Source organism: Pseudomonas sp. BS3782 TE3695 (genome assembly GCF_050435305.1).
In the GTDB taxonomy this organism is placed as follows: domain Bacteria; phylum Pseudomonadota; class Gammaproteobacteria; order Pseudomonadales; family Pseudomonadaceae; genus Aquipseudomonas.
On the sequence record NZ_JBNDKB010000001.1, the window covers coordinates 4,243,163 to 4,270,049 of the forward strand.

The 26,887-nt window shown below is 55.0% G+C and carries 23 protein-coding genes, 1 tRNA gene and 3 pseudogenes; 15 read left to right on the forward strand and 12 right to left on the reverse strand.

Annotated elements, in window-relative coordinates; translation table 11 throughout:
- Genes ABH909_RS19000 through ABH909_RS19015 form a run of 4 tightly spaced genes read left to right on the forward strand, consistent with a single transcriptional unit; the run spans position 1 to position 4,015 of the window.
- Positions 1 to 663 carry an SGNH/GDSL hydrolase family protein gene (locus ABH909_RS19000; protein ID WP_429436107.1) on the forward strand — a complete coding sequence of 221 codons (663 nt, stop codon included), beginning with the start codon at positions 1 to 3 and terminating at the stop codon, positions 661 to 663.
- Entirely contained in the window at positions 660 to 1,334 is a 675-nt protein-coding gene (locus ABH909_RS19005) for an alginate O-acetyltransferase AlgF (protein ID WP_429436110.1), read from the forward strand. Before ABH909_RS19000 ends, ABH909_RS19005 begins: the two co-directional genes overlap by 4 nt.
- Positions 1,335 to 1,352: 18 nt before the next feature.
- Positions 1,353 to 2,762 (forward strand): MBOAT family O-acyltransferase, encoded by a 1,410-nt coding sequence (locus tag ABH909_RS19010; RefSeq protein WP_429436113.1) that lies wholly within the window; start codon positions 1,353 to 1,355, stop codon positions 2,760 to 2,762.
- A complete protein-coding gene (locus ABH909_RS19015; protein ID WP_429436116.1) occupies positions 2,762 to 4,015 on the forward strand; it encodes an alginate O-acetyltransferase AlgX-related protein in 1,254 nt (417 codons plus the stop codon). Before ABH909_RS19010 ends, ABH909_RS19015 begins: the two co-directional genes overlap by 1 nt.
- A 79-nt stretch (positions 4,016 to 4,094) precedes the next feature.
- Here ABH909_RS19015 and ABH909_RS19020 read toward each other — a convergent pair whose 3' ends face one another.
- Positions 4,095 to 5,084 (reverse strand): lipase family protein, encoded by a 990-nt coding sequence (locus ABH909_RS19020; protein ID WP_429436118.1) that lies wholly within the window; start codon positions 5,082 to 5,084, stop codon positions 4,095 to 4,097.
- Positions 5,085 to 5,247: 163 nt separating this feature from the next.
- A pseudogene (locus ABH909_RS19025) lies at positions 5,248 to 5,340 on the reverse strand (transposase); the annotation flags it as partial.
- A gap of 186 nt (positions 5,341 to 5,526) precedes the next feature.
- On the opposite strand from ABH909_RS19025, the gene ABH909_RS19030 reads away from it, so the two are divergent.
- Entirely contained in the window at positions 5,527 to 5,787 is a 261-nt protein-coding gene (locus ABH909_RS19030) for a DUF6429 family protein (RefSeq protein WP_429436121.1), read from the forward strand.
- Positions 5,788 to 6,339: 552 nt separating this feature from the next.
- Here the strand turns inward: ABH909_RS19030 and ABH909_RS19035 are convergent.
- A pseudogene (locus tag ABH909_RS19035) lies at positions 6,340 to 6,625 on the reverse strand (LysR substrate-binding domain-containing protein); the annotation flags it as partial.
- Positions 6,626 to 6,629: 4 nt separating this feature from the next.
- Between ABH909_RS19035 and ABH909_RS19040 the strand changes: the two are divergent.
- The 5 genes and pseudogenes from ABH909_RS19040 (at position 6,630) to ABH909_RS19060 (ending at position 10,732) form a co-directional block, all read left to right on the forward strand.
- A pseudogene (locus tag ABH909_RS19040) lies at positions 6,630 to 7,651 on the forward strand (transketolase family protein).
- Positions 7,652 to 7,920: 269 nt separating this feature from the next.
- A complete protein-coding gene (tnpA, locus tag ABH909_RS19045; protein ID WP_429436124.1) occupies positions 7,921 to 8,253 on the forward strand; it encodes an IS66-like element accessory protein TnpA in 333 nt (110 codons plus the stop codon).
- Entirely contained in the window at positions 8,250 to 8,585 is a 336-nt protein-coding gene (gene tnpB / locus ABH909_RS19050) for an IS66 family insertion sequence element accessory protein TnpB (RefSeq protein ID WP_429436127.1), read from the forward strand. The genes tnpA and tnpB overlap by 4 nt, the downstream gene beginning before the upstream one ends.
- A 61-nt stretch (positions 8,586 to 8,646) precedes the next feature.
- Positions 8,647 to 10,203 carry an IS66 family transposase gene (gene tnpC, locus ABH909_RS19055; protein ID WP_429436130.1) on the forward strand — a complete coding sequence of 519 codons (1,557 nt, stop codon included), beginning with the start codon at positions 8,647 to 8,649 and terminating at the stop codon, positions 10,201 to 10,203.
- Between the two features lie 22 nt (positions 10,204 to 10,225).
- On the forward strand, positions 10,226 to 10,732 hold the full coding sequence (locus ABH909_RS19060) for an AAA family ATPase (protein ID WP_429436133.1): 507 nt from the start codon (positions 10,226 to 10,228) through the stop codon (positions 10,730 to 10,732).
- A gap of 414 nt (positions 10,733 to 11,146) precedes the next feature.
- On the opposite strand, the gene ABH909_RS19065 is transcribed toward ABH909_RS19060, so the two are convergent.
- From ABH909_RS19065 to ABH909_RS19075, 3 genes are all read right to left on the reverse strand, one after another.
- Positions 11,147 to 12,373 (reverse strand): maltoporin, encoded by a 1,227-nt coding sequence (locus ABH909_RS19065; RefSeq protein ID WP_429436135.1) that lies wholly within the window; start codon positions 12,371 to 12,373, stop codon positions 11,147 to 11,149.
- Between the two features lie 231 nt (positions 12,374 to 12,604).
- On the reverse strand, positions 12,605 to 14,269 hold the full coding sequence (gene pgi, locus ABH909_RS19070) for a glucose-6-phosphate isomerase (protein ID WP_429436137.1): 1,665 nt from the start codon (positions 14,267 to 14,269) through the stop codon (positions 12,605 to 12,607).
- Between the two features lie 414 nt (positions 14,270 to 14,683).
- Positions 14,684 to 15,694, reverse strand: coding sequence for a LacI family DNA-binding transcriptional regulator (locus ABH909_RS19075; protein ID WP_429436140.1), 1,011 nt, complete (start codon positions 15,692 to 15,694; stop codon positions 14,684 to 14,686).
- Positions 15,695 to 16,211: 517 nt separating this feature from the next.
- Here ABH909_RS19075 and ABH909_RS19080 point away from each other — a divergent pair.
- The 5 genes from ABH909_RS19080 to ABH909_RS19100 all read left to right on the forward strand — a co-directional run bounded on the left by ABH909_RS19080 (position 16,212) and on the right by ABH909_RS19100 (position 21,623).
- Positions 16,212 to 17,771, forward strand: a complete 1,560-nt coding sequence (locus ABH909_RS19080) for a sugar ABC transporter ATP-binding protein (RefSeq protein WP_429436142.1) — start codon at positions 16,212 to 16,214, stop codon at positions 17,769 to 17,771.
- Positions 17,768 to 18,790, forward strand: a complete 1,023-nt coding sequence (locus tag ABH909_RS19085) for an ABC transporter permease subunit (protein WP_429436145.1) — start codon at positions 17,768 to 17,770, stop codon at positions 18,788 to 18,790. Before ABH909_RS19080 ends, ABH909_RS19085 begins: the two co-directional genes overlap by 4 nt.
- A 43-nt stretch (positions 18,791 to 18,833) precedes the next feature.
- The gene (locus tag ABH909_RS19090) at positions 18,834 to 19,760 is read left to right on the forward strand and encodes an ABC transporter substrate-binding protein (RefSeq protein ID WP_429436148.1); all 927 of its coding nucleotides are present in this window, start codon (positions 18,834 to 18,836) and stop codon (positions 19,758 to 19,760) included.
- A gap of 161 nt (positions 19,761 to 19,921) precedes the next feature.
- A complete protein-coding gene (locus tag ABH909_RS19095; RefSeq protein WP_429436151.1) occupies positions 19,922 to 20,560 on the forward strand; it encodes a nucleoside/nucleotide kinase family protein in 639 nt (212 codons plus the stop codon).
- Positions 20,561 to 20,684: 124 nt separating this feature from the next.
- Entirely contained in the window at positions 20,685 to 21,623 is a 939-nt protein-coding gene (locus ABH909_RS19100; protein ID WP_218537082.1) for a carbohydrate kinase family protein, read from the forward strand.
- Positions 21,624 to 21,861: 238 nt separating this feature from the next.
- On the opposite strand, the gene ABH909_RS19105 is transcribed toward ABH909_RS19100, so the two are convergent.
- The 6 genes from ABH909_RS19105 to ABH909_RS19130 form a co-directional block, all read right to left on the reverse strand.
- Positions 21,862 to 21,937, reverse strand: a tRNA-Gly gene (locus ABH909_RS19105).
- A 62-nt stretch (positions 21,938 to 21,999) separates the two neighbouring features.
- Complete coding sequence (gene pgsA, locus ABH909_RS19110) at positions 22,000 to 22,560, reverse strand: CDP-diacylglycerol--glycerol-3-phosphate 3-phosphatidyltransferase (RefSeq protein ID WP_008066866.1); 561 nt, start codon at positions 22,558 to 22,560, stop codon at positions 22,000 to 22,002.
- Positions 22,561 to 22,593: 33 nt separating this feature from the next.
- Entirely contained in the window at positions 22,594 to 24,417 is a 1,824-nt protein-coding gene (uvrC, locus tag ABH909_RS19115; RefSeq protein ID WP_429436153.1) for an excinuclease ABC subunit UvrC, read from the reverse strand.
- A gap of 3 nt (positions 24,418 to 24,420) precedes the next feature.
- Positions 24,421 to 25,062, reverse strand: a complete 642-nt coding sequence (gene gacA, locus ABH909_RS19120; protein WP_008015884.1) for a response regulator transcription factor GacA — start codon at positions 25,060 to 25,062, stop codon at positions 24,421 to 24,423.
- A 127-nt stretch (positions 25,063 to 25,189) separates the two neighbouring features.
- Positions 25,190 to 25,633, reverse strand: a complete 444-nt coding sequence (locus ABH909_RS19125) for a GNAT family N-acetyltransferase (RefSeq protein ID WP_429436156.1) — start codon at positions 25,631 to 25,633, stop codon at positions 25,190 to 25,192.
- Positions 25,634 to 26,392 (reverse strand): carbon-nitrogen hydrolase family protein, encoded by a 759-nt coding sequence (locus tag ABH909_RS19130; RefSeq protein WP_429436158.1) that lies wholly within the window; start codon positions 26,390 to 26,392, stop codon positions 25,634 to 25,636.
- Between the last annotated feature and the right edge of the window lie 495 nt (positions 26,393 to 26,887).

The following is a 26,887-nucleotide window of genomic DNA, read 5'->3' on the forward strand; positions in this document are numbered from 1 at the left end:
ATGCCCACTTCTGCCCTTGCCGGCCTGTCCCTCCTTGTTCTTGGGGAGAGCCATATGAGCCTCGCGGACCATTTGCTGGAGCCGCTGCACGACAACCTGACTCGCCAAGGCGCCCTGGTTCATTCCATCGGTGCCTGCGGCGCCAGCGCCGGCGATTGGCTGATCAGTAAAAAGGTCGACTGCGGCGCCGAGCGCAAAGGCAACGACAAGATCGTGATCAAAGGGCGCGAGGCAACCACCACACCGATCCAGGACCTGATCGCCGCCGACAAACCCGACCTGGTGGTACTGGTCATCGGCGACACCATGGCGTCCTATGACAAGCCAGTGTTTCCGAAGGCCTGGGCATGGCAAAGCGTCACCGGCCTGGCCAAGGCCATTGCAGCCACCGGGACCCGTTGCGCCTGGGTGGGCCCGGCCTGGGGCAAAGCCGGTGGCATGTACCAAAAGAATGATGCCCGCACCCAGTTGATGTCGCAGTTTTTGGCCGCGAACGTGGCGCCTTGCACCTACATCGATTCGCTGACGCTCTCCAAACCCGGGCAGTGGATCACCACTGACGGGCAACACTTCACCGTCGCCGGTTATCAAGCATGGGGCACTGCGATTGGCGGTGCGTTGGCCAAACTGCCCGCCAACACCGTCACAGGAGCCGGTAAATGAGCCGATCCGCATGTGGCTGGGCGCTGTTAGCGCCCTTGATGCTGAGCCTGCACGCCCAGGCCGCCGACATTGCCCTGTACCCGACGGGCCCGGATCAGGACTCGGCCTTCCTGCGCTTTATCAACGCTGCTGACCAACCGTTGCAGCTGCTGGCCGAAGGTTCACGGGCCAGCCTCAGACTCGAAGGTTCGAATGCCGTGTCCGACTACCTGCCCGTGCCCGCCAACCAACCGATCAAGGGCAGCCTGGAACGCAATGGCAAAAGCCAGCCGCTGGACCTCCAGGTGGCAGCAGGTGAATTCGCCAGCGTGATCGCTTTGCCAGACAGCGCCCAAGGTATCCGCCAAGTCGTCATCCGTGAGCAACCCGACGACTTCAATAGCCTGAGAGCCTCGCTGGCGTTTATCAGCGCCGATCCAGCGTGCACCCAGGCCAGTTTGCGCGCGGCGGGGAAGAACGCCGACCTGTTCAAGGAGGTGGCCGAGGGCAGCGTGCAACGTCGCGCGATCAACCCGGTCAGCCTGTCGGTTCAATTGGTCTGCGCCCAAACCAACGTCGGTGCCCCGCTTGACCTGGGCCAGCTCAAGGCCGGCGAGCGCTACAGCGTTGTGCTGCTACCTGGCGCAAAGGGTTCTTACCTTTTGCTCGCAACTGACGTTATGGCCCACTGATCGGATCGCGCCACCACCATGGTTTTTGCCTCTCTCGAGTTTCTGACGTTGTTCCTGCCGCTGTTTTTGTGCACTTATGCAATGTGCCCAGCCGCCTGGCGCAACGTCACGCTACTGATCGGCAGCTGGCTGTTCTATGGCTGGTTGAGCCCCCGGTTCCTCGCCGTGCATGTTGTGCTGACTATCACGGCGTGGGCCGGCGGTTTGCTGATTGACGCCTCGCGGGAAAAAGGCAAGGGCCGTGTGCGGCTATTGGTGATGCTGATCGTGCTCAATACGGCGGTGCTGTGCTGGTACAAATACGCCAACATTGTCGCCGGCACGTTGATCGATACCGTCACCTGGTATGGCGCCATGCCGCTGGACTGGCAGCGGGTCATCATGCCGGCCGGGCTATCGTTTATTGTTTTGCAGGCGATTTCCTATCTGGTGGATGTACACCGCCGCACGGTGCCGGTCGAACGCAGCTTCATTAATTACGCCACCTATATTTCGATGTTCGGCCATTCGGTCGCTGGCCCTATCATTCGCTATGACTGGGTTCGGCGTGAGCTGAATCAGCGTCACTTCAACCTGCAGAATTTCTCACTGGGCGCACGCCGGTTCATGGTCGGGATGAGCATGAAGGTGCTGGTGGCCGACACCCTGTCGCCGCTGGTCGATGTGGCGTTCAGTTTGCCAAACCCCAGCTTCTCCGACGCCTGGGTTGGCTGCCTTGCCTATTCCCTGCAACTGTTCTTCGACTTCGCCGGCTACAGTGCCATGGCGATTGGGCTGGGACTGATGCTGGGTTTTCACTTTCCCGAGAACTTCGACCGTCCCTATCTGGCTAACAGCATCCAGGACTTCTGGCGTCGTTGGCATCTCTCGCTGTCCAGCTGGTTACGTGACTACTTGTATATTTCGCTGGGTGGCAATCGCAACGGCACCTGGAAGACCTATCGCAACCTGTTCCTGATCATGGCCATCGCCGGTCTTTGGCACGGTGGTGATAGCTGGAATTATCTGCTGTGGGGCAGCGCCCATGGCATTGCGTTGTGTGTGAATCGGGCCTGGAACAGCTCTACCCTGTCCCCGATGCCGCCGGTGCTTTCCCATGGGCTGACACTGCTGTTCGTTTGCCTGGCCTGGACACTGTTCCGCGCCCCCGACTTTCACAGCGCGCTACGTCTGTATGCCGGACAGTTCGGCCTGCAGGGCATTGCCCTCGGTGATGAACTGTCCGCGACCCTGCGCCCGGTACACGGCCTTGCGGGCTTGCTGGGTGTGTTCGGAATCGTCGCACCGCTGCTGCGCCCTTACTGTGAGAAACAACTGGGCGGCATTGCGTTTTACACCGCTGCCCTTTGGCCCATCGCCGGTTTATTGCTGTCGTTCGCACTGATCGCCAGTCGCGAAACCGTCCCCTTCCTGTACTTCCAATTCTGATGACGAACCTAAAGCACACCCCGTCCCCCACTCCGCCAGATGATCTGGCGATACGCAGCAGTCGGTTGGCAGGCGTGGCGCTGCTGATATTCCTGTTCGTCGGGCTGCTGTCCTCTGGCCGTCTGATTGTCTCAGGGCAAATCTCGCTACCCGATAAAGTGCTGACCCCGCAGATTCTTGACGGCGATATTACTCATCGGATCGCCAAGGAACTGTCGAACGCTCAACTCCCCACGACCTTCGCCGAGCTGGAGCGCGGTGCCAGTTGGCTGCTCCTCGGTGACACCGGGCCGAGGGTTCGCTCGGGCTGTCCTGACTGGTTGTTTTTGGCCGATGAGCTCAAGGTCAATGATCAAGCGCAGCGCAATGCCGATGCCAAAGTCCAGGCAGTGATTGATCTGAAGCAGCAGCTCTCCCAACGTGACATCAGTCTGCTGGTGGTCATTGTTCCAGACAAAAGCCGCATCGCTTCCGGGCAGCGTTGCGCACTGCACCGTCCAGCCGTTCTTGAAGGGCGCATCCAGACCTGGGCCTCGAAATTAGATGTGGGTGGCGTGTCGAATCTGGACCTCACCGGTGCGCTGATGCCACTGGGGGCCAGTGCCTGGTTACGCACCGATACGCACTGGAGCGAATCCGGCGCGAAGGCGGCGGCCAACGCCATCACCCAACGCCTGAAGACCCTGGGCATCAGCGCAACGCCACGCAGGTCGTTCAACGAAACTTATGCCCCGCTCGCGGTGCGACCTGGCGATCTGGTGCATCTGGCGGGCATCGACTGGCTGCCGCTCAAATGGCAACCCGCACCCGAAATGGTCGCCCAAACCAGCACCCACGAACTTCCCGTTGCGTCAGCCGACAGCCCTGACACTGAGGCAGACCTCTTTGGCGATGCCGACCTGCCCAACACCGCGCTCATCGGCACCTCATTCTCGCGCAACTCCAACTTCGCAGGGTTTCTGCAGCAGGCACTGGGCGCCCCCGTGGGTAACTTCGCCAAAGACGGCGGAGCGTTCTCTGGCGCGGCAAACAGCTACCTCAACAACCCGGCCTACAAAGAAACACCGCCAAAGCAAATCATCTGGGAGATCCCGGAGCGGGACCTGCAGTCGGCTTACATCGACCCCATTGCCCCCGTCTCTCAGATAAAAAGCGAACAAGGTCGTGTCTTTCTCGGTGGTCGTCGTCCGATGAACTCACCGACCACATCGCGTCTGCCTAAGTGCTATTGCGGGCAAAAGGCTTCCGGATAAGCGAATTGCAGTTGCGTCGACTTCCCCAAGGAAACCTCGGCAACCGCAACTCAAACATCTGGACGGCGAGACTGCCCCACTAGCTGCCGAACGGCGGCATCGGTATATCGGTGGGCTGCAGGCCCAACAGTGTCATGTACTCATAGATGTGCTGATAGCCGGATTGAGACTTGTAGTTTGTGCAGTCGGATTGAGGTTTCCCGCAGAGCCGCAGTTCCATGTTCACGCTGCCCATTCCCCATTGCGTATAGTTCAGGTTGTTATTCACAACCTTGTCTATGCGGGACCAAACCGTGTTCCTCGTGCTTTCATCAATGGGATCATCCTCATACACGGTCAGGGAGTAATCGAGAGAAGTTGCGCACCACGCCATAGGAACAATATCCAGGGTGTTGTAGATGCGAAGCGCATTACCGGCCATTTGCTTATTGAAATAACCGGCGAAAAAACCATCTCCCGCCGTGGGCGCAGCGAAGGTTTCGCAAAAGAAGTTAAAGCCCGGGAACCTGTCTTTCAGATAAAGCGCGAGCACCGACATGAGCGCACCGCCAAGGCTATGTCCAACCAGACGGATCGTCGCCCCACTTTGCTGCCTCCCAAGAAAATCGCACAGTGTACCCGTGGCACCGATAGTCGAGGCTGTGGTCAGTATCGCGTTCACACCATCCGCCGTTCCCTGGGCGATACTCGCCGATCCCTGGTAACCCGGAATAACGCTCTGCAACGGTACCATTGGAAAAATATCGAGATCGTCCACCAGATCCTTTAAAGAATCCTTGAGTGTCCCACTCGTCACCACGACGATATCGTTCCCACTTCTCCCGCCGGTCAGCACCACGGTGATGTGCGCCGTGTACTCGCCATCCGTTACCAGCGCGGGGCCCCAGGCTACGGCATAGCCGCCGCCTACCTTCGAGCCATTGAGACGCGTAAGAATATTGTCTTTGACCTGGCTCGGCTTGGGGTTCTTGATGTTTTCCCAGGACTGCGAATACAACGCCGCGTTATTGACCACGAAAGCGTGGGTGAGGCTGATTTGCCTTTGCAAAAGTGTGTCTGGGGTAGTCATGACTGCTCCTTGTCTCGAAGAAAGTTTTCAAAGGATCCACGAAAACCTATGGCAGCCGTCGATCCTTCTGGGCCAGCAAGACCGAGTGTAGTCGCAGTTTTGGAAGCGACAACTTGATGTGCAGCGATTTGAGCAGCAGGTCGAACGGTCCTTGATTCCGTCAATCCCGAAACTGCTGGTAGACCGCAGACCAGGAGCCGAAGCGTTCGGACATATCGCGCCAGGCGGCGCTTGAGCAAAGCATCCAGAGCACGCCATCAACCGCTGGGCCGCCACGGCGTCGATGTTCCACGCCAAACCTTGGCGCGCTGGATGATCCAGTGCAACGAAGCTTTACTGCCCTGGAACTGCTCGCCGGTATCGTATAATTAAGCGCGCGATCCATCTTGATGGCTGGTGGGGTTTATGATGAGTATTAAAAAATACGAGCGGAGCAGCGATCATGGAGTACGACGATAAACGGATTGAAGAAGCCGTGCTTGCCCTGTTGGCAACCTTCAGTTTTGATAACGGCAATGCTTGGAAAGGGTTCGACTTCGAGACCATGAGCCGATTGCATGAACAGGGTCTCATCAGCAATCCGGTGAACAAGAGCAAATCGATTTGGTTGACGCCTGAAGGGCTGGAGCGCGGTCGACAGATAGCCGATCGATTGTTTGGGGTAAGAACTCAAGTGGAGCATGTATCCGGCTCGGATACTTGACTTCATACCACGACCATACGGTAGGTGAAGTTTATGGATCGCTTACATTACGCTCCAGCTGCCGACGGATACGCGGACTGCCGTATTTGTGAGGTCAAAGAAAGACTTTTCTTTGGACGAAAAAAAATGGACCTCTTTTCAGAGGTCCATTTTTTAGTATTTGGAGCGGGAAACGTGACTCGCATCTAGCGTCCGACCCATTGAAATCTAAAGGTTTTGTAATATCCCCTCAGTGGGAATGGACTCATTTTTGGACTTGTTCGGAGGGCATGTCAAGAACAAGAAGAACATAAGTCCGAGTCGCGCTACCGAGTGCTTTCTACAGCCACGCGGAGAAGCGGCTATCAGGCCGTGAGTATCATTTTCCACACGATTGCCGCGATGGTCGGAGGTACGTCGATCAGCTGTGTTCTCTCGCTTTTCGTGGCGATTCAAAAAACGACATCGCCCGATCGAACACCACTCCAAATATCGAACGCCGCAAAAGCGGCCTCGCCGTCGATGGACTCATGATGACCATGGTTATCGGAGCTCCTCGCACCTAACTGACATTCAGTAACTAAAATCATGCCCCAACTCTTTCTGCATCCATTCCAGGAATCGTCTGACCCGAGGGAAGTGTGCGTGGGCCCTTGGGAAAACCAAGTGGTGTGCAGTAATCGAAGCGCTCAGCTCCGGCGCTACCTCTACCAACGCACCGTGCGAGATAGTCCTGCGCCAGCAAGGTGCTTTCGAGGGCAAAGCCGAGCCCGTGGCTGGCAGCCTCCAGCGTCATGTAGGAACGATCGAAGCTGAGGGTGTAGGGCTTCTCGGGGTGTGACACACCATGAAGGAAAAAACCAATGAGCAACGCCGCCAACACTCCGACTTCGATTGCCGAACCGACCAAAAAACGCCTGACCACCTCAGCGATGATCGCTTCGATTGCCTCAGAAGGCCAAGCCACGAAATCCGCACCTTTCGGTCATGCGCTCGCGGCGCTGGCAGAACAGCGTTCAGACATCGTCGGTCTGTCCGCCGACCTGTCCAAGTACACCGACCTACACATCTTCGCCAAGGCACATCCCGACCGTTTCTATCAAATGGGCATGGCCGAACAGTTGCTGATGAGTGCGGCCGCGGGTATGGCCCGCGAAGGCTTCGTGCCTTTCGCCACCACCTACGCGGTGTTCGCTTCGCGCCGCGCCTATGACTTCATCTGCATGGCGATTGCCGAAGAAAACCTCAACGTTAAAATCGTTTGTGGGTTGCCCGGCCTCACTACCGGCTACGGCCCAAGCCACCAGGCCACCGATGACCTGGCAATCTTCCGCGCCATGCCCAACCTGATGATCGTCGACCCGTGCGATGCCCTGGAAATCGATAGGCCGTGCCCGCCATCGCCGCGCATCAGGGGCCGGTATACATGCGGTTGTTGCGCGGCAATGTGCCGCTGGTGCTGGATGAGTACGACTATAAATTCGAGATCGGCAAGGCCAAGACCCTGCGCACCGGTAACGATGTGCTGATCATCTCCACCGCTCTGATGACCATGCGTGCGCTGGAAGCAGCCAAGGAACTGCAAGCGGACGGCGTCGATGTCGCCGTACTGCACGTACCGACGATCAAACCACTGGATGAGCAAACCATTCTTGCCGAGACAAGGAAGTCAGGTCGACTGGTGGTCACCGCAGAAAACAGTTCGATAATTGGCGGTCTCGGTGAGGCCGTTGCCGGAGTGCTGCTGCGCAACGGAGTGACGCCAACCTTCAGGCAGATCGCCTTGCCCGATGCGTTCCTCGATGCCGGGGCGCTGCCGACGCTGCATGATCGTTATGGCATTTCAACTCAAGCCGTTTGTACGCAAATCAAAGCCTGGCTTTAACGGGCGAGCACAAGGCACCTGGAAGCGGGGCCATTGAGTTCGAAGCAAAGGGAGGGGAACGTTGAAGCAAACCAGTAACACTCCAGTCCAAGTCTATCGGCAGGTTCGACTCAGGTTTGGCCGATGGTTCCTCATCAGCTCGGATCGACATATAGGGGAAATCGCGGTATCCGTCCGGCCAAGTCATCTACCCAGTCCCGCGAGGCCAGGACATGGTGTGCACTTAAATTTAGGTGGACACCAGTTCTAGCCTTTTAAGCGGGTATTTCATGCAGCCACAACGCCGTTCCTACTCCAAGTCCTTCAAGGCTCAAGTCATTCAAGAGTGTGCCCAGCCCGGCGCTTCTATTGCCAGCATCGCGCTCAGCCATAGCCTCAACGCAAACCTCGTCCATAAATGGATTCGGGTACAAGCGCAGAAAAGCACGGCGCTGCAACCTGCGTTTGTTCCGCTACCCATGCAGCTGGTCGGAGCAAATTCGCAAGCTGTATCGTCGAATATCTGCGTCGAGATCCAGCACCCGTGTGGCACCGTCAAAGTGAACTGGCCAACTGAAAGTGCTGCTGCGTGCGCGACCTTTCTTCGAGACCTGCTGCGATGATCCGCATCGACTCCATCTGGCTCGCCACCGAGCCGATGGACATGCGAGCTGGCACCGAGACCGCGTTGGCCAGAGTGATCGCGGTGTTCGGTGCGGCGAAGCCGCACTGTGCTTACCTATTCGCGAACCGCCGCGCCACTCGTATGAAAGTTCTGGTGCATGACGGTTTCGGCATCTGGCTGGCTGCTCGCCGGTTGAACCAAGGCAAGTTCCACTGGCCAAGCATTCGCCATGGCTCTGAAATACAGTTGGATACCGAGCAACTCCAAGCCCTGGTATTGGGCCTGCCATGGCAACGCGTGGGGGCTGGTGGCGCGATCACACTGCTTTAACGGCTGCCATTAGGCTATCGGTCTATCGCTGCAAACTGCCTGCTCTGCCAAAATCGGCGCCATGACTTCGCACCCCAATCTCGACCACCTTACCCCTGAACAACTGCGCGCTCTGGCAGCGCAGTTGATGCAGCGTGTGGAAAGTCTCGATCAGACAGTCGAAACAATGGGCAAGAAGATCCATCGCGATCAAACGGTGATCGAGAAGCTGACTCACAAGATTGCGCAGCTCAAGCGTTTGAAGTTTGCCAAGCGCAGCGAACAGATGAATCCTGATCAGGCTAGCTTGCTCGATGACTTGATCGATACCGATATTGCGGCGATTGAAGCAGAGCTTCAGGCCTTGCAAACAGTGCCAGCGGCGACCGAGAAAAAGCAAAAGCCCAAGCGCACAGCGTTGCCGGCAGAGTTTCCACGCACGTTGATCCATCACGAACCGGACAACACTCACTACCAATGTGGTTGCGTACTCAAGCGCATCGGTGAGGACATCAGCGAGAAGCTGGACTACACGCCCGGCGTGTTTACCGTTGAGCGCCATGTGCATGGCAAATGGGTCTGTGATGACTGCGAAACGCTGATCCAGGCACCGGTTCCGGCGCAGGTCATCGACAAGGGCATCCCGACCGCCGGGCTACTTGCCCACGTCATGATCGCCAAGTTCGCCGACCATCTGCCGCTTTACCGCCAGGAGTCTATTTTCGGTCGAGCTGGTTTGGCAATTCCACGTTCAACCTTGGCTCAATGGGTTGGCATGACGGGCGTGCAGTTGCAGCCTCTGGTCAATGCGCTACGCGACGTAGTGCTCGGGCACCAGGTCATCCACGCCGATGAAACACCGGTGCAGATGCTCGCTCCGGGCTCGAAGAAAACCCATCGTTCTTATGTGTGGGCCTACGCCACCAGCCAATTCTGCGAAACAGCGGCTGTCGTTTACGACTTCAGCCCCAGCAGAGCCGGTGAGCACGCTCGCAACTTCCTGCAAGACTGGAAGGGCAAGCTGGTGTGTGATGATTTTGGCGGTTACAAGGCCAGCTTCGAACTCGGCGTAACCGAGATCGGCTGCATGGCCCATGCGCGCCGCAAGTTCTTCGAACTGCACGCCACCAACAAGAGCCTGCTCGCCGAGCAGGCCCTGCGTTATATCCAGTTGCTGTACGAAATCGAGAGCGAAGTCCGTGACCTTGAACCGGGTTTACGGGGCCGAATACGGCAAGAAAAAGCCGTACCGGTGATGGATATGCTGCATGCCTGGATGATCGCCCAGCGTGATCTTGTACCCGAAGGATCGGCTATCAGCAGAGCGCTGGATTACAGCCTGAAACGCTGGTCAGCACTGTCGCGCTACCTAAATGACGGGGCCGTACCCATAGACAACAATTGGGCGGAGAACCAGATCCGGCCGTGGGCTCTTGGACGCAAGAACTGGCTCTTCGCAGGGTCACTACGCAGCGGAAAACGGGCAGCGGCGATCATGAGTTTGATCCAGTCTGCGCGGTTGAATGGGCATGATCCGTATGCTTATTTGAAGGATGTTCTCGCGCGGCTGCCGACGCAGCGGGCGAGTGAAATCGACCAGTTGCTGCCGCATAACTGGCAGCCACCTAAACTGGGTTAACTCACTAACCTAAGGACATAGAATGCTCATTGTCTTCAGCGGCCTTCCAGGTACCGGAAAAACGACTATCGCAAGTGACCTTGCCACCAGAACAAGTGCCGTGTATCTGCGGATCGATACGATTGAGCAGGCTATTCGAGACTCCGGTGCTCTTGCACAAGACGTAGGTCGGAGCGGTTACATGGTCGCCAATGAGCTTGCTCTGAGCAATCTTCGTTTTGGCAGCACGGTCATAGTTGACTGTGTTAACCCAGTAATCGAAAGCCGAAAGGCGTGGAGCGATATCGCCGCACGCTCTGGTGCTCCATTAGTGAGCATCCAAGTGATCTGCTCTGATAAACATGAACACCAGCGCCGGGTAGAAACCAGAAAAATTGATATTCCTGGGCTGACTCCACCAACCTGGCAATCTGTACTGGATCACGAATATGAGGCGTGGGAAAGCGCTCCGTTTCATATAGACACAGCCCTGACGTCTCCGGCGCAGGCGGTGGCGATGATCACCGAACGATTTTTATCCAAGGAGTAGCGCCAGCTAAAAGCCCAAGGTCGCAAGGTGTGATTAGCAGACGCTTACAAATCGCGGGTTCGCCGATGCACCTTATTTCATTCGACATCTTCAGAACATGTTTGGCATGTCACCCGGAAAATTGCGCAAAGAGTTGATGCGAAAAGCGACACAGTGACGCAATTACAAACTCGATCACTGGATAAAAGGATGGTGACGTTGTCTCTCACTCTGAGTGACTCGCCTGAAAAAGCTTCAACAATGTTCGAGCGACTATGGTGCTGAACGTCACAACGTTCAGCACCATCTGACTCGCTCACTTCCTCTCGCGGTTCACCACTCCCTTCCTGTTTGAGAGCAAGCGTTGGATTGCCCTCGCTATCCGCAATTGTCGAAGCAGATCCGGGCTGATTGTCAGCCCTGTCATTTCAGGATTTATTTCCACCAATACTCGATCTGAAACCCTACGTTGGAGCCGTGCAGGTCTGTACCAAACGAACCGGTATCAGACAACGCCGATCCCGGAGATTGCAAGCTGGCGGCGCGTTGCGCAGCCTTGTTCCAGGTAGCGTAGGTGTAATACAGACGAAATTCCGGCCTGTCCCAGAATCCCGGGCCCTTCGGAGACCAGGTCGGCGCGATGGTGTACTTAGTGAGTTTCCGGGTACCGTCTGCGGCTTCAACCTGGTCACGCCCAACTTCGGTGATCAACTTGAACTGATCCGTGAACGCATAAATTGGCCGAACACCAATGGATAACCAGTTCTGATCATCACCATCAGGGCGCGTGTCTTTTTGATAGACCAATTCAACTTGACCACTGAAAGCATGGGTCATTTGCCAGTCGAAAAACTCCACGACCCGCCAGCTCTTGTTGCTCTCATCCAACGTGGTATCACCGGTGTAGCCCAATGCGGTGCCCGGCCCTCGGCCGTATTGAACAGCGAACTTGTTGACTCCGCCAAGAAACGCGACCTGCTTGTGCTGGGCAACCACCGACCAGCCCTGATGAGCATTCTCGCGGCTCGGCTTGTCCAGATAACTGACGCCCAGTTGAACCTCGCCACCGGGATTTGTGTTGAATCCGCTGACGGTCACATCATGACGGGTAACAAAATCCTTTTGGAAGACGTTGTCCTTGCGTGAGAACACGTAGCTGTATTTCAGATCTCCCAATGCGACCTGGTCGAACCCAAAGCCTGTTGAGCTTTGGTTCCAGTAGAAGTAGTCGGAAATATTGATGTCGTTTCGGTTGTAGTAACGACGGCCCGCCCAGAAAGAACCGCCATTCAATGCCGGCATCTTGCTCCACTCAGCGTAGAGCTGACTCATCCGCGTATAGCCGTGCTCCCCGTCAAATTTTGGTTCATGGCCATATTCGTTATAAAACTGTGCCATGCCTTCCACGCTGACCACCGAGCCGTCGTCCAGTGAAAGCAGATCCTGGCGCAAATCCAGTTCCAGATATTGCTCACATTCGTTGCCAAGACGGTATTTGGATTGCGCGCCCGGTAGCTGAAAACACGACTGTTTCCCTCCTTGAGTCGAATCTCCAACTCCGGTTCTGAAATAACCACTGAAGTCTGTTGAATACGCGTCAACGGGTAAAAAGCCGACAGCAAAGGACGCACCCAGAACTGAGCTGAGAGTTTTAACGTTCATTCATAACACCTTTTGTTTGTTATATTTATTGGATAAGGCCGACGCGAACAGCACGCTTTTAATCAACGTACGCGGTTAACTCCCACGCTCCTGTTTCAGAAAGGGAAATACCAAGTTAAATCGAATAGAAAAGGCACCGCTGAACCAATGAGAAAAATCCAGGCATTGCCGGTGCAAAGTGACCAGACGAGCTAACGATAAGGTATTAGTCCCGTCCAATCTTATAAGGCTCTACCCCCGATGACGTCCTCGGAAGAAATCTATAAGACCCTGCGTCGAGGAATCATCAGCCGGTTGCGCGTCATAACGAGTCAGGAGGCTATGCACGCTGTTACTTAGCTCCTTGCCCAGTTCCACGCCCCATTGATCAAACGAATTGACTCCCCAAATTACGCCCTGGACAAAGACTTTGTGCTCATAAAGGGCGATCAGCGCACCAAGGCTATGTGGATTGATGATCTCAAGAGCAACTGTATTGCTTGGCCGGTTACCGGGGATCACTTTATGCGGTGCCAGTCGTTCAATCTCACTGGATGAAAGGCCTTTGGCTTTTAGCTCTGCCTCAGCTTCACTGCGGGTTTTGCCCCACATCAGCGCTTGGCTTTGAGACAAGCAATTGGCGTACAGCCATTCCTGATGATCAGCCACTGGATTGTGGCTGACCACAGGCACAATGAAGTCAGCTGGAATCAGAGGCGTGCCCTGATGCAGCAACTGGTGGTAAGCGTGCTGTCCGTTACACCCCACGCCGCCCCAGATTACCGGGCCCGTGGTGCAGGACACTGACGTGCCATCATGACGAACACTTTTGCCATTTGACTCCATGTCCATCTGCTGTAGATGCTTAACGAAGTTGCGCAGGTAATGGTCATAGGGCAAGAAAGCATAGCTTTGCGCCCCCCAAAAATTGTGATACCAAACGCCGAGTACCGCTAAAAGAACAGGAAGGTTCTGTTCCAATGGTTCGTTCAGGAAATGCTGATCCATAGCGTACGCGCCGGATAGCAGTTCCTTGAAGTTAGCGATGCCAATGGCCAGCGCAATCGGCAGGCCAATGGCAGACCATAGTGAGTAACGGCCACCGACCCAGTCCCACATAGGAAAAATGTTTGCTTCACGGATACCGAAATCCAGCGCTGCCTGGCGATTACTGGTCACAGCAATGAAATGGCGATATAGCTTCTCTTCCGTCCCGCCCTTAGCCAAGTACCAGTTACGAGAAGCTTGTGCATTCTTCAAGGTTTCAAGAGTACCGAAGGTTTTGCTGGAAATGATAAACAGCGTTGTTTCTACGTTCAGTTCGGCTGTAACCTCTCGGAACTCACTGCCGTCGATATTAGCTAGATAATGGCACCGCACCCCATGCCGAGCAAAAGGCGCCAGCGCCTCAGAGACAAGCTCCGGGCCCAGAAATGAGCCACCAATACCAATGTTTACGACATCGGTGATGACCTTGTCGTTGTAACCACGCCACAGATGGTTATGGATACGACTCACAACGTCAGTCATCTGCGCCAGGGCGCTATGCACATCGCGCATCAAGTTACGACCATCGACCATCAAGGCGTCCCCTACTGGTCGCCGCAGCGCCGTATGCAGCACTGGGCGCCCTTCGGAGCAGTTGATTTTCTCTCCACTGAACATGGCACGCGCGGCCTGTTCCACGCCTGCCTCGCGAGCAAGGTTTACAAGCAATGAACGCGTTTCGTGAGTGATGAGGTTTTTGGAGTAATCCAAAAAAAGCCCGCAGCCCGCCAAGGAAAAGTCTTGAAAGCGTTTACTGTTATCTCGAAAGGCATCGCGCATACTAAAATTTTTCATGCTCTCCCGATGGTCGAGCAGATTGCGCCATGCCGGCAGTGCAGTCACATCATTCGTTTTGTTGTAGTTATTCATGCTCAGCCCTTCTTCGCCAATACGGCTTGTGCCGTCTCAATCAACTCTTTTCTTGCCATTCAAATGTGGGCGTTTTGTAATTCTGCAAACGCAGAAGCGCCATCACAGGAATAAGCCCTGCATTGTGCAGTTACGACCCATTATCGGATTTACTCCCGCGAGGGCCAGCGTTCTCCATCGCGATTCAAATAAATGTCTATCTCTATAACGAAATCATTGAAACCTGAAGAAAACAAAACCGAACGCGGGGGCGCTCAAGCAGAAAGCACTGCAAACATGCATATCCGTGCACGACAAGTGGAAACCAGGTGCCAGTCATTTAGTTTAAAAATTATCCAGACGGCGAGACGTGGACAAGCATCAAATAATTCACGTCTGCACCGCTAGATCGTCAGGACGAAACCCTGAGTACAGTCATTTTGGAGTGCCGCAAGAATCTCGCTGGATTAAAGAGGGTTTCAATCTAATAGTTTGACGTCGACCCTCAGGTTGCTTGATACGCTTCAATAAAAGCTTCACAGCCTGGGCTCCGAGTTCCTCGAGAGGTTGCGCTACAACTGTCAGTCTTGGGCTAAAAGCATCCGCCCAGTCGAAATCGTCAAAGCCAACCAGCGCGATATCCTTTGGCACCTCAAGCCCCGCTTCACGAAGAGCCTGCATTGCACCAATGGTCATCAAGTTGTTTGCAGTCATTATTGCGGTGGGCGGGTGCTCTAGCGATAGCAAACGGCGCGTGGCTTCCATTGCCGGCGCAATCGCCGATTCACCGCAGCAAATTAATTGATCTTCGTACTCAATTCCAGCGTCAGCTAAAGCCGCACGATAGCCGTCAATTCGCTCATGAGAAGAAGACTGAGTCAATCGTCCGGATACCATCCCGATACGCCGATGACCCAGCTTAATCAAATGTGCAATCAACTCTTGAGAGGAGTGCTTATTCTCTACCCCCACCTGATCAAAAGACGTCGAGAGAAGTCGATCGATGAGAACCGTGGGTATCTTGTTGGCTTTTAAGTAATTAAATACTCGATTTTCCGGATCATATTCCGACGCGAGTACAATCCCGTCAACACGTCGCTCATGCAGTGCCTTGACCGCTTTGAGTTCCTGTTCCGGATCTCTTTGCGTATTGACCAGTATCATCATCAATCCGCTTTTCGCGCATGCCGCTTCGATGGCACGTACTGTTTCACTGAAGTAATAGTTTGAAAGCGTAGCAATCGCCACGCCGATAGCCCCCGAACCCGAAGAGGAACGAGCCAGAGATCGAGCGAGTGAGTTTCGAATATAGCCTACGGACTCTACAGCCTGATTCACACTTCGGACGGTGTCAGGATGTACTTTACGAGTACCGTTGAGTACATGAGATACCGTAGACATTGATACGTTCGCGGCTCTCGCGACATCGCTCATCTTTGCGCCCACTGTGTATCACTCCTTTCTCACGTGATTTGATGGATAGCGCTGAACTCATGTCCAGTGGCTACCTATTGTAAAGCTCACGGCGAGAAAATGCGTCGATGGCTCTCGGAATTGATGCCGGGACGAACCCGCAATTTCGTGAAAGACCCAGCGAGGTGCGCAGCACATCTGAAGTCTGTGAATCGAGATGGTGGAATCCGCTATGTAGCATAGCCGGGCACTCCTTTTTATTATCGTAGCGATCCTCCTGCGAACCAATTAATGGACGCAGCAGCGCTTGTTGAAAAAAGCATAGCCGAGACGAAAGCGCTTGCGCAAGCGCTTTTCTAACATCCTATTCATGTCCTCTTTGGTCGGGGCTTCCCTAGGGGATGGACATGGAAGTGCTTTTTTGAGAATTCCTCGAACGAAAAGGAAAGCGCTTGCGCAAGCGCTTTCCTTTCGACTATGTTGCTCGAACAAGAACACCGATGAGAGGTTTCAACTGCTTCTCAAATCGGTAGATAAGGAGTTAACAGCTATGCTGAGCACTGGATCTGAAAGCCCCCCTCCTGCCCTATTGGAAATGCATTCCATCTCGAAGTCATTCAATGGGGTGCGCGTCCTGCATGACATTGACCTCAGTATTTTCCCTGGACAAATCCACGCGCTAATGGGCGAAAACGGCGCCGGAAAATCCACTCTGATGAAAATACTATCGGGGGCCTATGTCGCCGACAGTGGCACTATTCGAATCGACGGATGTGATATTCGAAACTATGGCGTGAACGATGCGAAGCGCCATGGCATATCCGTCATCTATCAAGAGCTCAGCTTGTGCGCGAATATGAGCGTGGTGGAGAACATCTACCTGGGTAGAGAGATTCGACGATGTGGAGTTATAAATCGCAAGGCAATGACCGACGGTGCGCTCGTAGTACTAAAGCGACTTGGCGTCACATTTGATCCGCACGCACTGGTCGGTACTTTGTCGATTGCGGACCAACAACTTGTTGAAATCGCGCGTGCAATTCATGCCGATACGCGAATCCTGGTGATGGACGAGCCTACAACGCCGCTATCCACAAAAGAGACCGAAAGTCTTTTTACATTGATTCGCCAGCTACGTGATGATGGCGTCGCGATCATCTATATCAGCCATCGAATGGCCGAAATATACGCATTGTCCGACTTTGTTTCGGTGCTCCGGGACGGTCATTACGTTGGTTCGCTGGATCGCGTCACGCTGTCAGCTGAAACCCTGGTCCGGATGATGGTTGGCCGCGATGTTTCCGGCTTCTACGCCCATGAGCGCTCTTTGTGCTCTTACGAGCAACCGATACTACGTGTTCGCAATCTTACAGATGACTTCAAAATTCAGGATTGCAGTTTCGATCTGTATGCCGGCGAAATTCTCGGGATTGCAGGACTGGTCGGTTCTGGAAGAACCGAACTTGCCCGATTAATCGCAGGCGTCGATGCGTACTCAGGCGGAAAGATTGAGATGGACGGCGAAGTTGTAGTCATACGCTCTCCTCGCGATGCAGGTAACGCAGGCATTGTCTACCTGACAGAAGACCGCAAAGCACTGGGCCTTTTTCTCGACATGAGTGTCCACGACAATATCAATGTATGTGTTGTGGGAAGTGATGCTCGATTTGCGGGGTTTGTGGACCGAACGGCCGGAACTGGACGTACCGAACAAGCAATTCAGGCACTCAATATCAAAGCGTCTTCAGATATCAATGTTGGAGCATTGTCCGGAGGCAATCAGCAAAAAGTTTTGTTGGCTCGTCTGCTGGAGATGAAGCCCAGAGTATTGTTCCTCGACGAGCCTACATCGGGTGTCGACATTGGGGCTAAATCAGAAATATATAAAATCATCAATGCATTAGCAGCATCCGGCGTTTGCGTAGTGATAATTTCAAGTGAACTACCAGAAATCGTTGGAATTGCCGACCGTGTATTGGTCATGTGTGAAGGTAAACTTGTCACCGAACTCGGTGGCCACAGCGGTCTTGATATCACACCTGAAGCCATTATCGCGTCTGCTACAGGCAGCGACAGGTTGACTCTAGCCAACGGAGACTTAGTCCAATGACTTCCCCACTGCAAAGCAAAGTAGCAAGTGACTTCACCACGTCTGGTGTACGAAGCATCGCCGGAGCTTCCACCCAGGATAAAATGCGCCAATTGATGAGAGTGGCGGGCATGCTGCCCGTACTGTTACTCCTTTGTGTGGGCTTTGGCCTGATGAGCGAGAGCTTTTTCTCGGTTCAGAATTTCTCGATCATCAGTCAGCAAGCCTCTATCAATGTGGTATTGGCGTCAGGTCTGACTTTTGTGATTTTGACAGGAGGAATTGACCTTTCGGTTGGTTCGATTCTGGCTGTTTCCGCAGTAGTGGCGCTATTGGTATCGCAAGTTCCGGGGTTTGCTCCCCTGGCCATCGCTGCGGGGCTTGGAGTCGGACTGCTACTAGGGCTCGTCAATGGTGTATTGGTCGCTTTTGGAAAGCTACCGGCATTTATCGTCACGCTAGGCGGATTGACTGCGATGCGTGGAATCGCACGCCTCATCGGCGAAGACAAAACGGTTTTCAATCCTGACCTGTCCTTTGCTTACATTGGAAACGATACGTTGTTTGGGGTGCCATGGCTGGTTGTAATCGCGGTAGTCGTGGTTACTCTTTCGTGGGTTATTCTTCGACGTACAGTGTTAGGCGTACAGATTTACGCAGTGGGCGGCAATCCTGAGGCCGCACGGTTGTCGGGAATCAAAGTCTGGAAAGTCCTGTTATTTGCTTATGCCCTATCCGGTTTGTTGGCGGGTGTGGGGGCTATTATGACTTCCGCTCGACTGATGGCTGCTAACGGACTGCAAATGGGACAGTCTTATGAACTCGACGCTATCGCCGCTGTTATTCTGGGAGGCACGCGCTTTACAGGAGGCGTCGGCACCATCGTCGGTACGCTAATTGGCGCCCTGATTATCGCTACACTTTCCAATGGCCTGATATTGCTGGGAGTTTCGGATATCTGGCAATACATTATCAAAGGTGTTGTCATCATCGGCGCGGTAGCCCTCGATCGCTTTCGGCAGTCAGGTGCACGAACCTGAATCATATATAACCCCCACACTCCAATAACAAGAGACAGTGCTCATGAAAAAAATAATATTTACCGCTGTTTGTACACTACTGGCATTTAGCAGCGCTCAAGCGCGAGAGTTGAAATCCGTCGGGATAACTGTTGGCTCGCTGGGTAATCCTTATTTTGTAGCGATGGTAGATGGCGCCAAAGCCGAGGCACTGCATATCAATCCAGCCGCAAAATTTATCTCGGTGTCGGCAGATTACGATTTGAATAAGCAGTTCACTCAAATCGACAACTTCATTTCTTCGGGCGTGGACTTGATTCTTGTCAACGCCGTCGACCCTGTCGCAATCGCGCCTGCGATTGCGAAAGCAAGGAAGGCAGGCATAGTGGTTGTGGGCGTAGATGTCATGGTGCAAGGTGCCAACGCCACGGTACAGACCGATAACGTCGAAGCCGGCAGGATTGTATGTCAGTACATCTCTGAGAAGCTGGGTGGCAAGGGTAACGTGATTATCCAGAATGGTACGCAGACTTCAGCAGTCTTGGACCGAGTCAATGGCTGTAAGAGTGTTTTCGCGCAGGCACCCGATATCAAGGTGCTGTCTGATAATCAGGATGCCAAAGGCTCGCGCGAAGGTGGCTACAGCGTGATGCAAGGCGACTTGACTCGCTTTGCAAAAATCGACGCAGTGTTCGCGATCAATGATCCCCAGGCCATAGGTGCAGACCTGGCAGCAAAACAACTCAAGCGCAAAGGCATCATTATCGCATCGGTGGATGGAGCTCCCGATATAGAGACTGCGCTCAAAAGCGATACACAGATCCAGGCATCGGCCTCTCAGTCCCCGTGGGGCCAGGCACAACAGGCCGTAGCAATGGGCAACGACCTGCTGAATGGCAAATCGCTGGAACGCACAACGGTACTGCTTCAACCCTCACTGGTAACCCGAGCCAATGTCATGGAGTACAAAGGCTGGCAAGCTGACCACTGACCACTGAGGGGTTGAGTCAAATGACATAGGGGTTTCTAGCCACCTCTGTCATGCGGGGAATGGCTGCTGCGAGGTACTCGCAGCGGCCGCACGGCATGAAAATCCCTAAAGGGACGAACCTACGGGAAACCTGAGCGACGGCTGCTGAGGAGAGATTTGGCATGTTCACCAAAACAAACACAATAGTAAGCACAGAGCTACTCAACTACGTTAAGGCTCTGTCTGGTAATCGAATTGTCGTTGCGCTAGCGGGGCCGCCTGGTGCCGGTAAGTCCACCGTCTCTCAAGCCTTGGTAGAGGCTCTTAATAACGTTATGCCGGGGAGCGCCGCTGTCGTTCCCGGGGATGGCTTTCATTACGATGACGCGGTTCTTGGATCCTTGAACCTATTAGACCGTAAGGGCTCACCTGATACATTCGATGTGGGTGGCTTCAGGAGTCTGCTGCTACGGCTTCGCGCGAACAATGAACCAGCGGTTGCCGTTCCGGTATTCGATCGAATTCTGGAGATATCCCGTGCTGCAGGACAATTGATTTCCTCTGACGTGAAATATCTCATCGTGGAAGGAAACTACCTTCTATTAGATCTCGCCCCATGGTCGTCCTTAATAGACTGTTTTGACGCCACCATAATGCTGCAGGCTGACCGCGAAACCCTGGAAGCGCGCCTGCTTGATCGATGGCGATCATTGGGTTTCGATGAGGCTACTTCCTATGAAAAGGTTCATCGCAACGACCTTCCGAATGCCGACATTGTGATTGCGGCCAGCAATATCGCTGACTTCACGATCACAAATTAAGATCCCAATTCCTCTCTTTTGAGAAAGAATCACGCGTTCAGCTTTGCTTGGCTAGCTTTTTAACGCTCACAGGCCTACGAACGCTATCAACAACTTGTAGCGAACCTTTAAAGAGCGAATGACTATGTATCTGGTATGTGGTGAAGCGCTGTTCGACTTCTTCAGTGAAAACGACGTCAACGCTCAAGCTTCAAAAGTGAATTACAAAGCAATTGCCGGTGGTTCGCCGTTCAACGTCGCCGTCGGCTTGCGCCGTCTGGGCATCGACGTCGCGCTGTTCGCCGGGCTGTCCAGCGACTACCTCGGCCGGCGTTTACAGCAAGTGCTGCAGGAGGAAGGCGTGCGCCCGGACTACCTGCAGGACTTCGACGCACCGACCACCCTGGCGATGGTCGCCGTCGGTGCCGACGGCTCGCCGCATTACAGCTTCCGAGGCGAAGGCTGTGCCGATCGCCAGCTGTTGCCGGGGCATTTACCTGAGTTAGGCGCTGAGGTGCGTGGGTTGCATATCGGCTCGTTCTCGCTGGTGGTGCAGCCGATTGCCGACACCCTGCTGGCCCTGGTCCGCCGGGAAAGCGGCAAACGCCTGATCAGCCTCGACCCCAACGTGCGACTCAACCCAGAACCGAATATCGAACTGTGGCGCGAACGCATCAACACTCTGGTCGAGCATGCCGATCTGATCAAGGTCAGCGACGAGGACCTGAACCTGCTCTACCCCGAGCGTGATCCGCAGAGCGTGATCCATGGCTGGCTGGAACACCGCTGCCAGCTGGTATTCCTCACCCGTGGCGGCCAGGGAGCAACGGTATTCAGCCGCCGCCATGGCAGTTGGTCGGCACCGGCCTGCGCGGTGGTGATGGCTGATACCGTGGGCGCCGGCGACACCTTCCAAGCGGCGTTGATCGCCTGGCTGACCGAACAGCAGCTGGATTCGGTGGAGGGTTTGCAGCGCTTGAGTCGCGAACAGATCGACGCGATGCTCACCTTCGCCGTCAGTGCCGCCGCCCTGACCTGCGGCAAGACCGGGCCGGACTTGCCTTATCGGCATCAGTTGGATTGATATCCGGAGAAAGGGATTGCGTGAGGGGCTTGGGAAGCGCTACCACATCAAGGTACGACGCGGAATTTTGGTCAAGCCCCCCAATCCGAATTCAAGACTCTCATTCGAGACTCAATTCAGGACTTAAAAGCACTGGGTGGCGCTGAATTTCAGTGGTTCCCGCAGGAACGAAAAAAGGACCCGAAGGTCCTGATTTCAATCGCTTACAGAATTCAGTGGAACTCTGTAGCGCAATATTTGGAGCGGGAAACGAGACTCGAACTCGCGACCCCGACCTTGGCAAGGTCGTGCTCTACCAACTGAGCTATTCCCGCGTCTTGGTGAGGCGCATTCTATAGAATCCACATCCCCCGTCAACCCCTTGATTCAAAAAAGTTTATTTCTTTTCCACGTCCGTCTTCAGATGCGGCCAGGCAGCCCGCAAGTATTGGACCATGGACCACAACGTCAGGCCTGCGGACACCAGCAACAAGGCGTAACCCATCAGGACCCAGAAGCTGAAGTCCGAAGGGTTGGCCAGCAGGATCACCAGCGCCAGCATTTGCGCGGCAGTTTTCCATTTACCCAGGTTCGACACCGCTACATGGGCACGGGCACCGAGTTCGGCCATCCACTCGCGCAGTGCCGAGACAACAATTTCGCGACCGATGATCACGGCGGCCGGCAGTGTGAGCCACAGATTGCCATGCTCTTGCACCAGCAGAACCAGTGCAACGGCGACCATCAGCTTGTCTGCAACAGGATCGAGGAAGGCCCCGAACGGTGTGCTTTGTTCCAGACGACGGGCAAGATACCCGTCCAGCCAGTCGGTCGCGGCGGCAAAGGCGAAAACCGAGGCAGATGCCAGATAGCTCCAATGGTAAGGCAAGTAAAACAGCAAAATGAAGATCGGGATGAGCAGGACGCGTAGAACGGTAATCAGATTAGGGATATTCATCGGCACAACTGGCTACGAGGTGAGTTGGGCATTCTACTCGCTGTGCAGATTTGCATAAATCAACTCTGCGAGCTTTTTGCTGATTCCGGGTGCTTTGGCGATCTCTTCGATGCTGGCACGAGACAGCTCCTGCAATCCACCAAAATGTTTTAACAAATCGCGCCGACGTGTCGGGCCGACACCGGCAACGCCCTCAAGTGTAGACGTGCGGCGAGTTTTGCCACGACGTGCGCGATGCCCCGTAATGGCGAAACGGTGCGCTTCGTCGCGTATCTGCTGAATCAAATGCAGCGCGGGGGAATCGCCGCGCAAGGTGAACTCATGAGCTGCGTCGTTGAGGTACAGGGTTTCAAAACCGGCCTTGCGCGTCGCGCCCTTGGCCACACCCAGCAAAATCAGGTCGGGCACAGCCAGTTCGTTAAGCACATCACGGGCCATGGATAGCTGACCTTTACCGCCGTCGACCAGCAGGATGTCCGGCAACTTGCCCTCGCCGTCCTTCAATTTACTGAAGCGCCGGGTCAAGGCCTGGTGCATCGCGGCATAGTCATCGCCCGGGGTAACGCCTTCAATGTTATAGCGGCGGTAGTCGGACTTGATCGGGCCTTCCGGGCCGAACACCACGCAGGACGCCACGGTGGCCTCGCCGCTGGAATGGCTGATGTCGTAACACTCAAGACGTTGCGGCGGCTCGTCCAGGTTCAGCACTTCGGCCAGCGCATCGAAACGGGCCGCAACGTGTTGCCGGTTAGCCAGACGTGCACCCAGCGCTTGCTCGGCATTAGTGACTGCCAATTGCTGCCAGCGCGCGCGGGTGCCGCGTACTCGATGGCTGATGGTCAATTCTCGACCGCGCAGCGCTTCGATGGCTGCGATAAGGGTCGGGAAGTCTTCGTGAACCACGTTGACGATCAGCTCGCTCGGCAAGTCCCGTTCAGGACTGCTGATGAAGTATTGGCCGAGAAACGCTGCCATGACTTCAGAAACGTCTTCCTCAATACCCACCTGCGGAAAGAAGTTCTTGCTCCCCAACACCCGACCACCGCGCACGCTGATCAAGTGCACGCAGGCGCCACCTGGATTGACGAACGCCGCAATCACATCGACATCGCCCGTCCCACCTTCCATGCTCTGCTGGTCCTGGACCCGACGCAGCAATGAGATCTGATCACGCAATTCGGCGGCGCGCTCGAATTCGAGGTTGACCGCCGCCTCCTCCATGGCCGCAGACAACTCATCCGCCAGAGCGTTGCTGCGCCCTTCAAGAAACATCACCGAATGGCGTACATCTTCGGCATACACCTCGGGCTCCACCAGCCCCACACACGGCGCCTTGCAGCGTTTGATCTGGTATTGCAGACAAGGTCGAGCGCGGTTCTTGTAAAAACTGTCTTCACACTGACGAACGAAAAATGCCTTTTGCAGCAGGCTCAGGCTTTCGCGAATCGCACCCGCGCTGGGATAAGGGCCGAAATATTTGCCCTTGGCCTTTTTTGCCCCGCGATGAATGCTCAAACGTGGGAACTGGCCATCCGAGAGAAAGACATAAGGGTAGGATTTGTCGTCGCGCAGCAGGATGTTGTACGGCGGACGCCATTCCTTGATGAGCGTCTGCTCAAGCAGCAAGGCTTCGGTTTCGTTGGCCGTGATGGTGGTTTCGACCTGGGCGATACGCCCTACCAGTGCAGCGGTCTTGGGGGCAAGACCTGTTTTGCGGAAGTAGCTCGCCAAACGCTTCTTGAGATTTTTCGCTTTGCCGACATAAAGCAGGCGCGCCTCGCTGTCGAGCATGCGATAGACACCTGGTCGCCCGCTGACCGTCGACAGAAAAGCACTTGGATCGAAAGTTTCAGTCATTTTTCAGAGGCTGGCATCAACCATGCCGTGACGAACCGCCAGCAGCGTCAATTCGACATCGCTGCTGATCGAAAGCTTCTCGAAAATACGGTAACGGTAGGTATTCACTGTTTTTGGCGACAGACACAGTTTGTCGGAAATGATCTGCACCTTCTGACAGCCGACAATCATCAACGCAATCTGGATTTCCCGCTCCGACAAGGCGTCGAAGGGTGAATCATTGGTTGGCTGGAACGACTTGATCGCCAGTTGCTGGGCAATCTGCGGGCTGATATAGCGTTGCCCGGCAAACACCAGGCGGATGGCCTGAACCATTTCCGGCAATCCGGCGCCCTTGGTCAGGTAACCGGCGGCACCTGCCTGTAACAGCCGGGTAGGAAACGGATCTTCTTCGCACACGGTGACCGCGACAACTTTGATGTCTGGATGACTGCGCAGTAATTTGCGCGTGGCTTCAAGACCGCCGATCCCGGGCATCTTGACGTCCATCAGCACCACATCGGGTTTCAACTCACGCGCTTTAAGCAGGGATTCCTCCCCTGACTCGGCCTGACCGACTACTTGCAGGCCATCGATGTCAGCCAGCATTCGTGTAATGCCTGTACGAACGAGATCATGGTCATCGACTACTAGCACCCTAATCAAGCAGACACCTCGCGAATTGGTCTTATTGGGTTGTCGGACACCTTAGCAAAAAGCAACTGGCAGACCTAGCGCAAAGCAGCATTTAAAAAGTGTCAAATCTTCTTGCGAGGCTTGCCGCCAGTGTGTTTCAGCGATGCAGTTCATTGATATCACGCTGCATTCTCAGGAAACACTGGTCTTTGCCGACCACCTTCAGGCCTTTTCTTTCGTAAAGCTTTTTTGCCGGATTATTTTCAAAGACGGTCAGACGCAATGCCGGACGTCGTTCCTTGCACGCCATGGCGAATACCTGATCGATCACCCAAGAACCGGCGCCCTGCCCCTGGTACGCTTCAAGCATATGCAATTCGCGGATATACAAGGCTCTGGCGTCACGGCTCAGGCTGACATAACCCATCAGCGTGTCATCACGTACGATCAACCAGTTTTCGCGTCCCTCCCAGGCGACATCGAAGGCCTCGTCCAGCCACAACAGCTCATGTTGAATGTAGTAGCGAAGCATATTTCGACACGTCAGGTCACGGGCAAAATCCAGGTCCCTGGACGTTGCCGGACGCAATTCGAAACCCATTCAAGCCTCCGCCACAGCCACGATTTGCCCTTTCCAGCCATCAGCATTGCGGCGAGCAACAACCATAAGGCTGCCTATACCCGGCGCCGCTGCAATCAACGTTCCGTCCTCCGCCCAGATTGCACTGCGCCCTGCAGACTCCCAGCCACCCGTTGCGCCACCATGATTGGCCATCAGAACCGCCATCGAATGAGTGCAAGCATAGTCTTGCAATAGCGCGGTATCCGGAGCGTAGCCGTTTTCTGTGATCAACACACCCGCGGCATAAAGATCAGCACCCAGCCGTGCCGCGGCTGCCGCGTGACTGGCGTGAGAAAAATCGGCGCAGACCGCCAGCGCGACGGTATCGGTGCCGATCTTTAATGTCGAACCGCCCGTTCCCGGAGCAAACGCCACCTCCTCGCCCGGGTGCAGATGCTGCTTGCTGTAAACCCCAAGCGAACCATCGGCGCCCAATACCAGAGCTCCGATCAATACCGGCGAATCGTCCGACAGACGAATCGGCATCCCGACGACACTGGTCACACCGACTTCCCGCGCGAAATCGCGCAGCGGTTGCAGCACCCCGGCGTCTGGTGCTACGGCCAGGTCCGCCGCCAGGCCGCGTTCGTACCCGGTCAGTGACAGTTCCGGAAACACCAGCAATTGCACGCCCTGCTCCGCAGCAACCTGCATGAAGCGCTGATGCCAAGCCATATTGGCGGCAAGATCACCGGCGATGGAGATCGATTGAGCGGCGGCAATGGTCAGTGTCGTCATGGTTCGTCCTTGTGGCATTGTGGTTGTTGGGCGCAGCGCAAAGTGTGTCACAACCCCCGACGTACTCAAGCGATAGACAAGCCCGTGATCATCGATAGCATTTTCTGATTGAATCCGCGTACCGGCCTCTAGTAAGCTCGGCTCATTCATCGGAGACAGACCATGCTCAACGCCCTCTCACAGCTTCGTACCGCCAGCGCCCCGCGCTCGGTTGCGGCTGCCCGGGCGAATGACGTTTGTGCTTCGGTCAGCTTTTATTTTGGGTATTGGTTTAGCCACTGGCGCGCCTGATACCCACATGGCGCCCACTTAAAACGGGTCGCCACCAGAGAATTCTCAACCCCCGGTCGGCCTCCCGACCGGGGGTTTTGTTTTTTCAGCCCTGAACATTTTTAGCGTCACACCAGACAATTTGAGGATTCACGACATGAACTACGCCACTTATTACCGTCACGACAGTTTTACCGCCTGGCGATTTACCAGCCTCCGCTCGGG

Excerpts from the sequence above, each read along its gene's own strand:
- tnpA (WP_429436124.1), top strand. The coding sequence starts at position 7,921 with ATGCAGCCACAACGCCGTTCCTACTCCAAGTCCTTCAAGGCTCAAGTC.
- ABH909_RS19010 (WP_429436113.1), top strand. The coding sequence starts at position 1,353 with ATGGTTTTTGCCTCTCTCGAGTTTCTGACGTTGTTCCTGCCGCTGTTT.
- tnpB (WP_429436127.1), top strand. The coding sequence starts at position 8,250 with ATGATCCGCATCGACTCCATCTGGCTCGCCACCGAGCCGATGGACATG.
- ABH909_RS19125 (WP_429436156.1), bottom strand. The coding sequence starts at position 25,633 with ATGGGTTTCGAATTGCGTCCGGCAACGTCCAGGGACCTGGATTTTGCC.
- ABH909_RS19020 (WP_429436118.1), bottom strand. The coding sequence starts at position 5,084 with ATGACTACCCCAGACACACTTTTGCAAAGGCAAATCAGCCTCACCCAC.
- uvrC (WP_429436153.1), bottom strand. The coding sequence starts at position 24,417 with ATGACTGAAACTTTCGATCCAAGTGCTTTTCTGTCGACGGTCAGCGGG.
- ABH909_RS19090 (WP_429436148.1), top strand. The coding sequence starts at position 18,834 with ATGAAAAAAATAATATTTACCGCTGTTTGTACACTACTGGCATTTAGC.
- ABH909_RS19130 (WP_429436158.1), bottom strand. The coding sequence starts at position 26,392 with ATGACGACACTGACCATTGCCGCCGCTCAATCGATCTCCATCGCCGGT.
- ABH909_RS19000 (WP_429436107.1), top strand. The coding sequence starts at position 1 with ATGCCCACTTCTGCCCTTGCCGGCCTGTCCCTCCTTGTTCTTGGGGAG.
- ABH909_RS19080 (WP_429436142.1), top strand. The coding sequence starts at position 16,212 with ATGCTGAGCACTGGATCTGAAAGCCCCCCTCCTGCCCTATTGGAAATG.
- ABH909_RS19100 (WP_218537082.1), top strand. The coding sequence starts at position 20,685 with ATGTATCTGGTATGTGGTGAAGCGCTGTTCGACTTCTTCAGTGAAAAC.
- ABH909_RS19005 (WP_429436110.1), top strand. The coding sequence starts at position 660 with ATGAGCCGATCCGCATGTGGCTGGGCGCTGTTAGCGCCCTTGATGCTG.
- ABH909_RS19030 (WP_429436121.1), top strand. The coding sequence starts at position 5,527 with ATGGAGTACGACGATAAACGGATTGAAGAAGCCGTGCTTGCCCTGTTG.
- ABH909_RS19060 (WP_429436133.1), top strand. The coding sequence starts at position 10,226 with ATGCTCATTGTCTTCAGCGGCCTTCCAGGTACCGGAAAAACGACTATC.
- ABH909_RS19065 (WP_429436135.1), bottom strand. The coding sequence starts at position 12,373 with ATGAACGTTAAAACTCTCAGCTCAGTTCTGGGTGCGTCCTTTGCTGTC.
- ABH909_RS19095 (WP_429436151.1), top strand. The coding sequence starts at position 19,922 with ATGTTCACCAAAACAAACACAATAGTAAGCACAGAGCTACTCAACTAC.
- tnpC (WP_429436130.1), top strand. The coding sequence starts at position 8,647 with ATGACTTCGCACCCCAATCTCGACCACCTTACCCCTGAACAACTGCGC.
- pgsA (WP_008066866.1), bottom strand. The coding sequence starts at position 22,560 with ATGAATATCCCTAATCTGATTACCGTTCTACGCGTCCTGCTCATCCCG.
- ABH909_RS19015 (WP_429436116.1), top strand. The coding sequence starts at position 2,762 with ATGACGAACCTAAAGCACACCCCGTCCCCCACTCCGCCAGATGATCTG.
- pgi (WP_429436137.1), bottom strand. The coding sequence starts at position 14,269 with ATGAATAACTACAACAAAACGAATGATGTGACTGCACTGCCGGCATGG.
- ABH909_RS19085 (WP_429436145.1), top strand. The coding sequence starts at position 17,768 with ATGACTTCCCCACTGCAAAGCAAAGTAGCAAGTGACTTCACCACGTCT.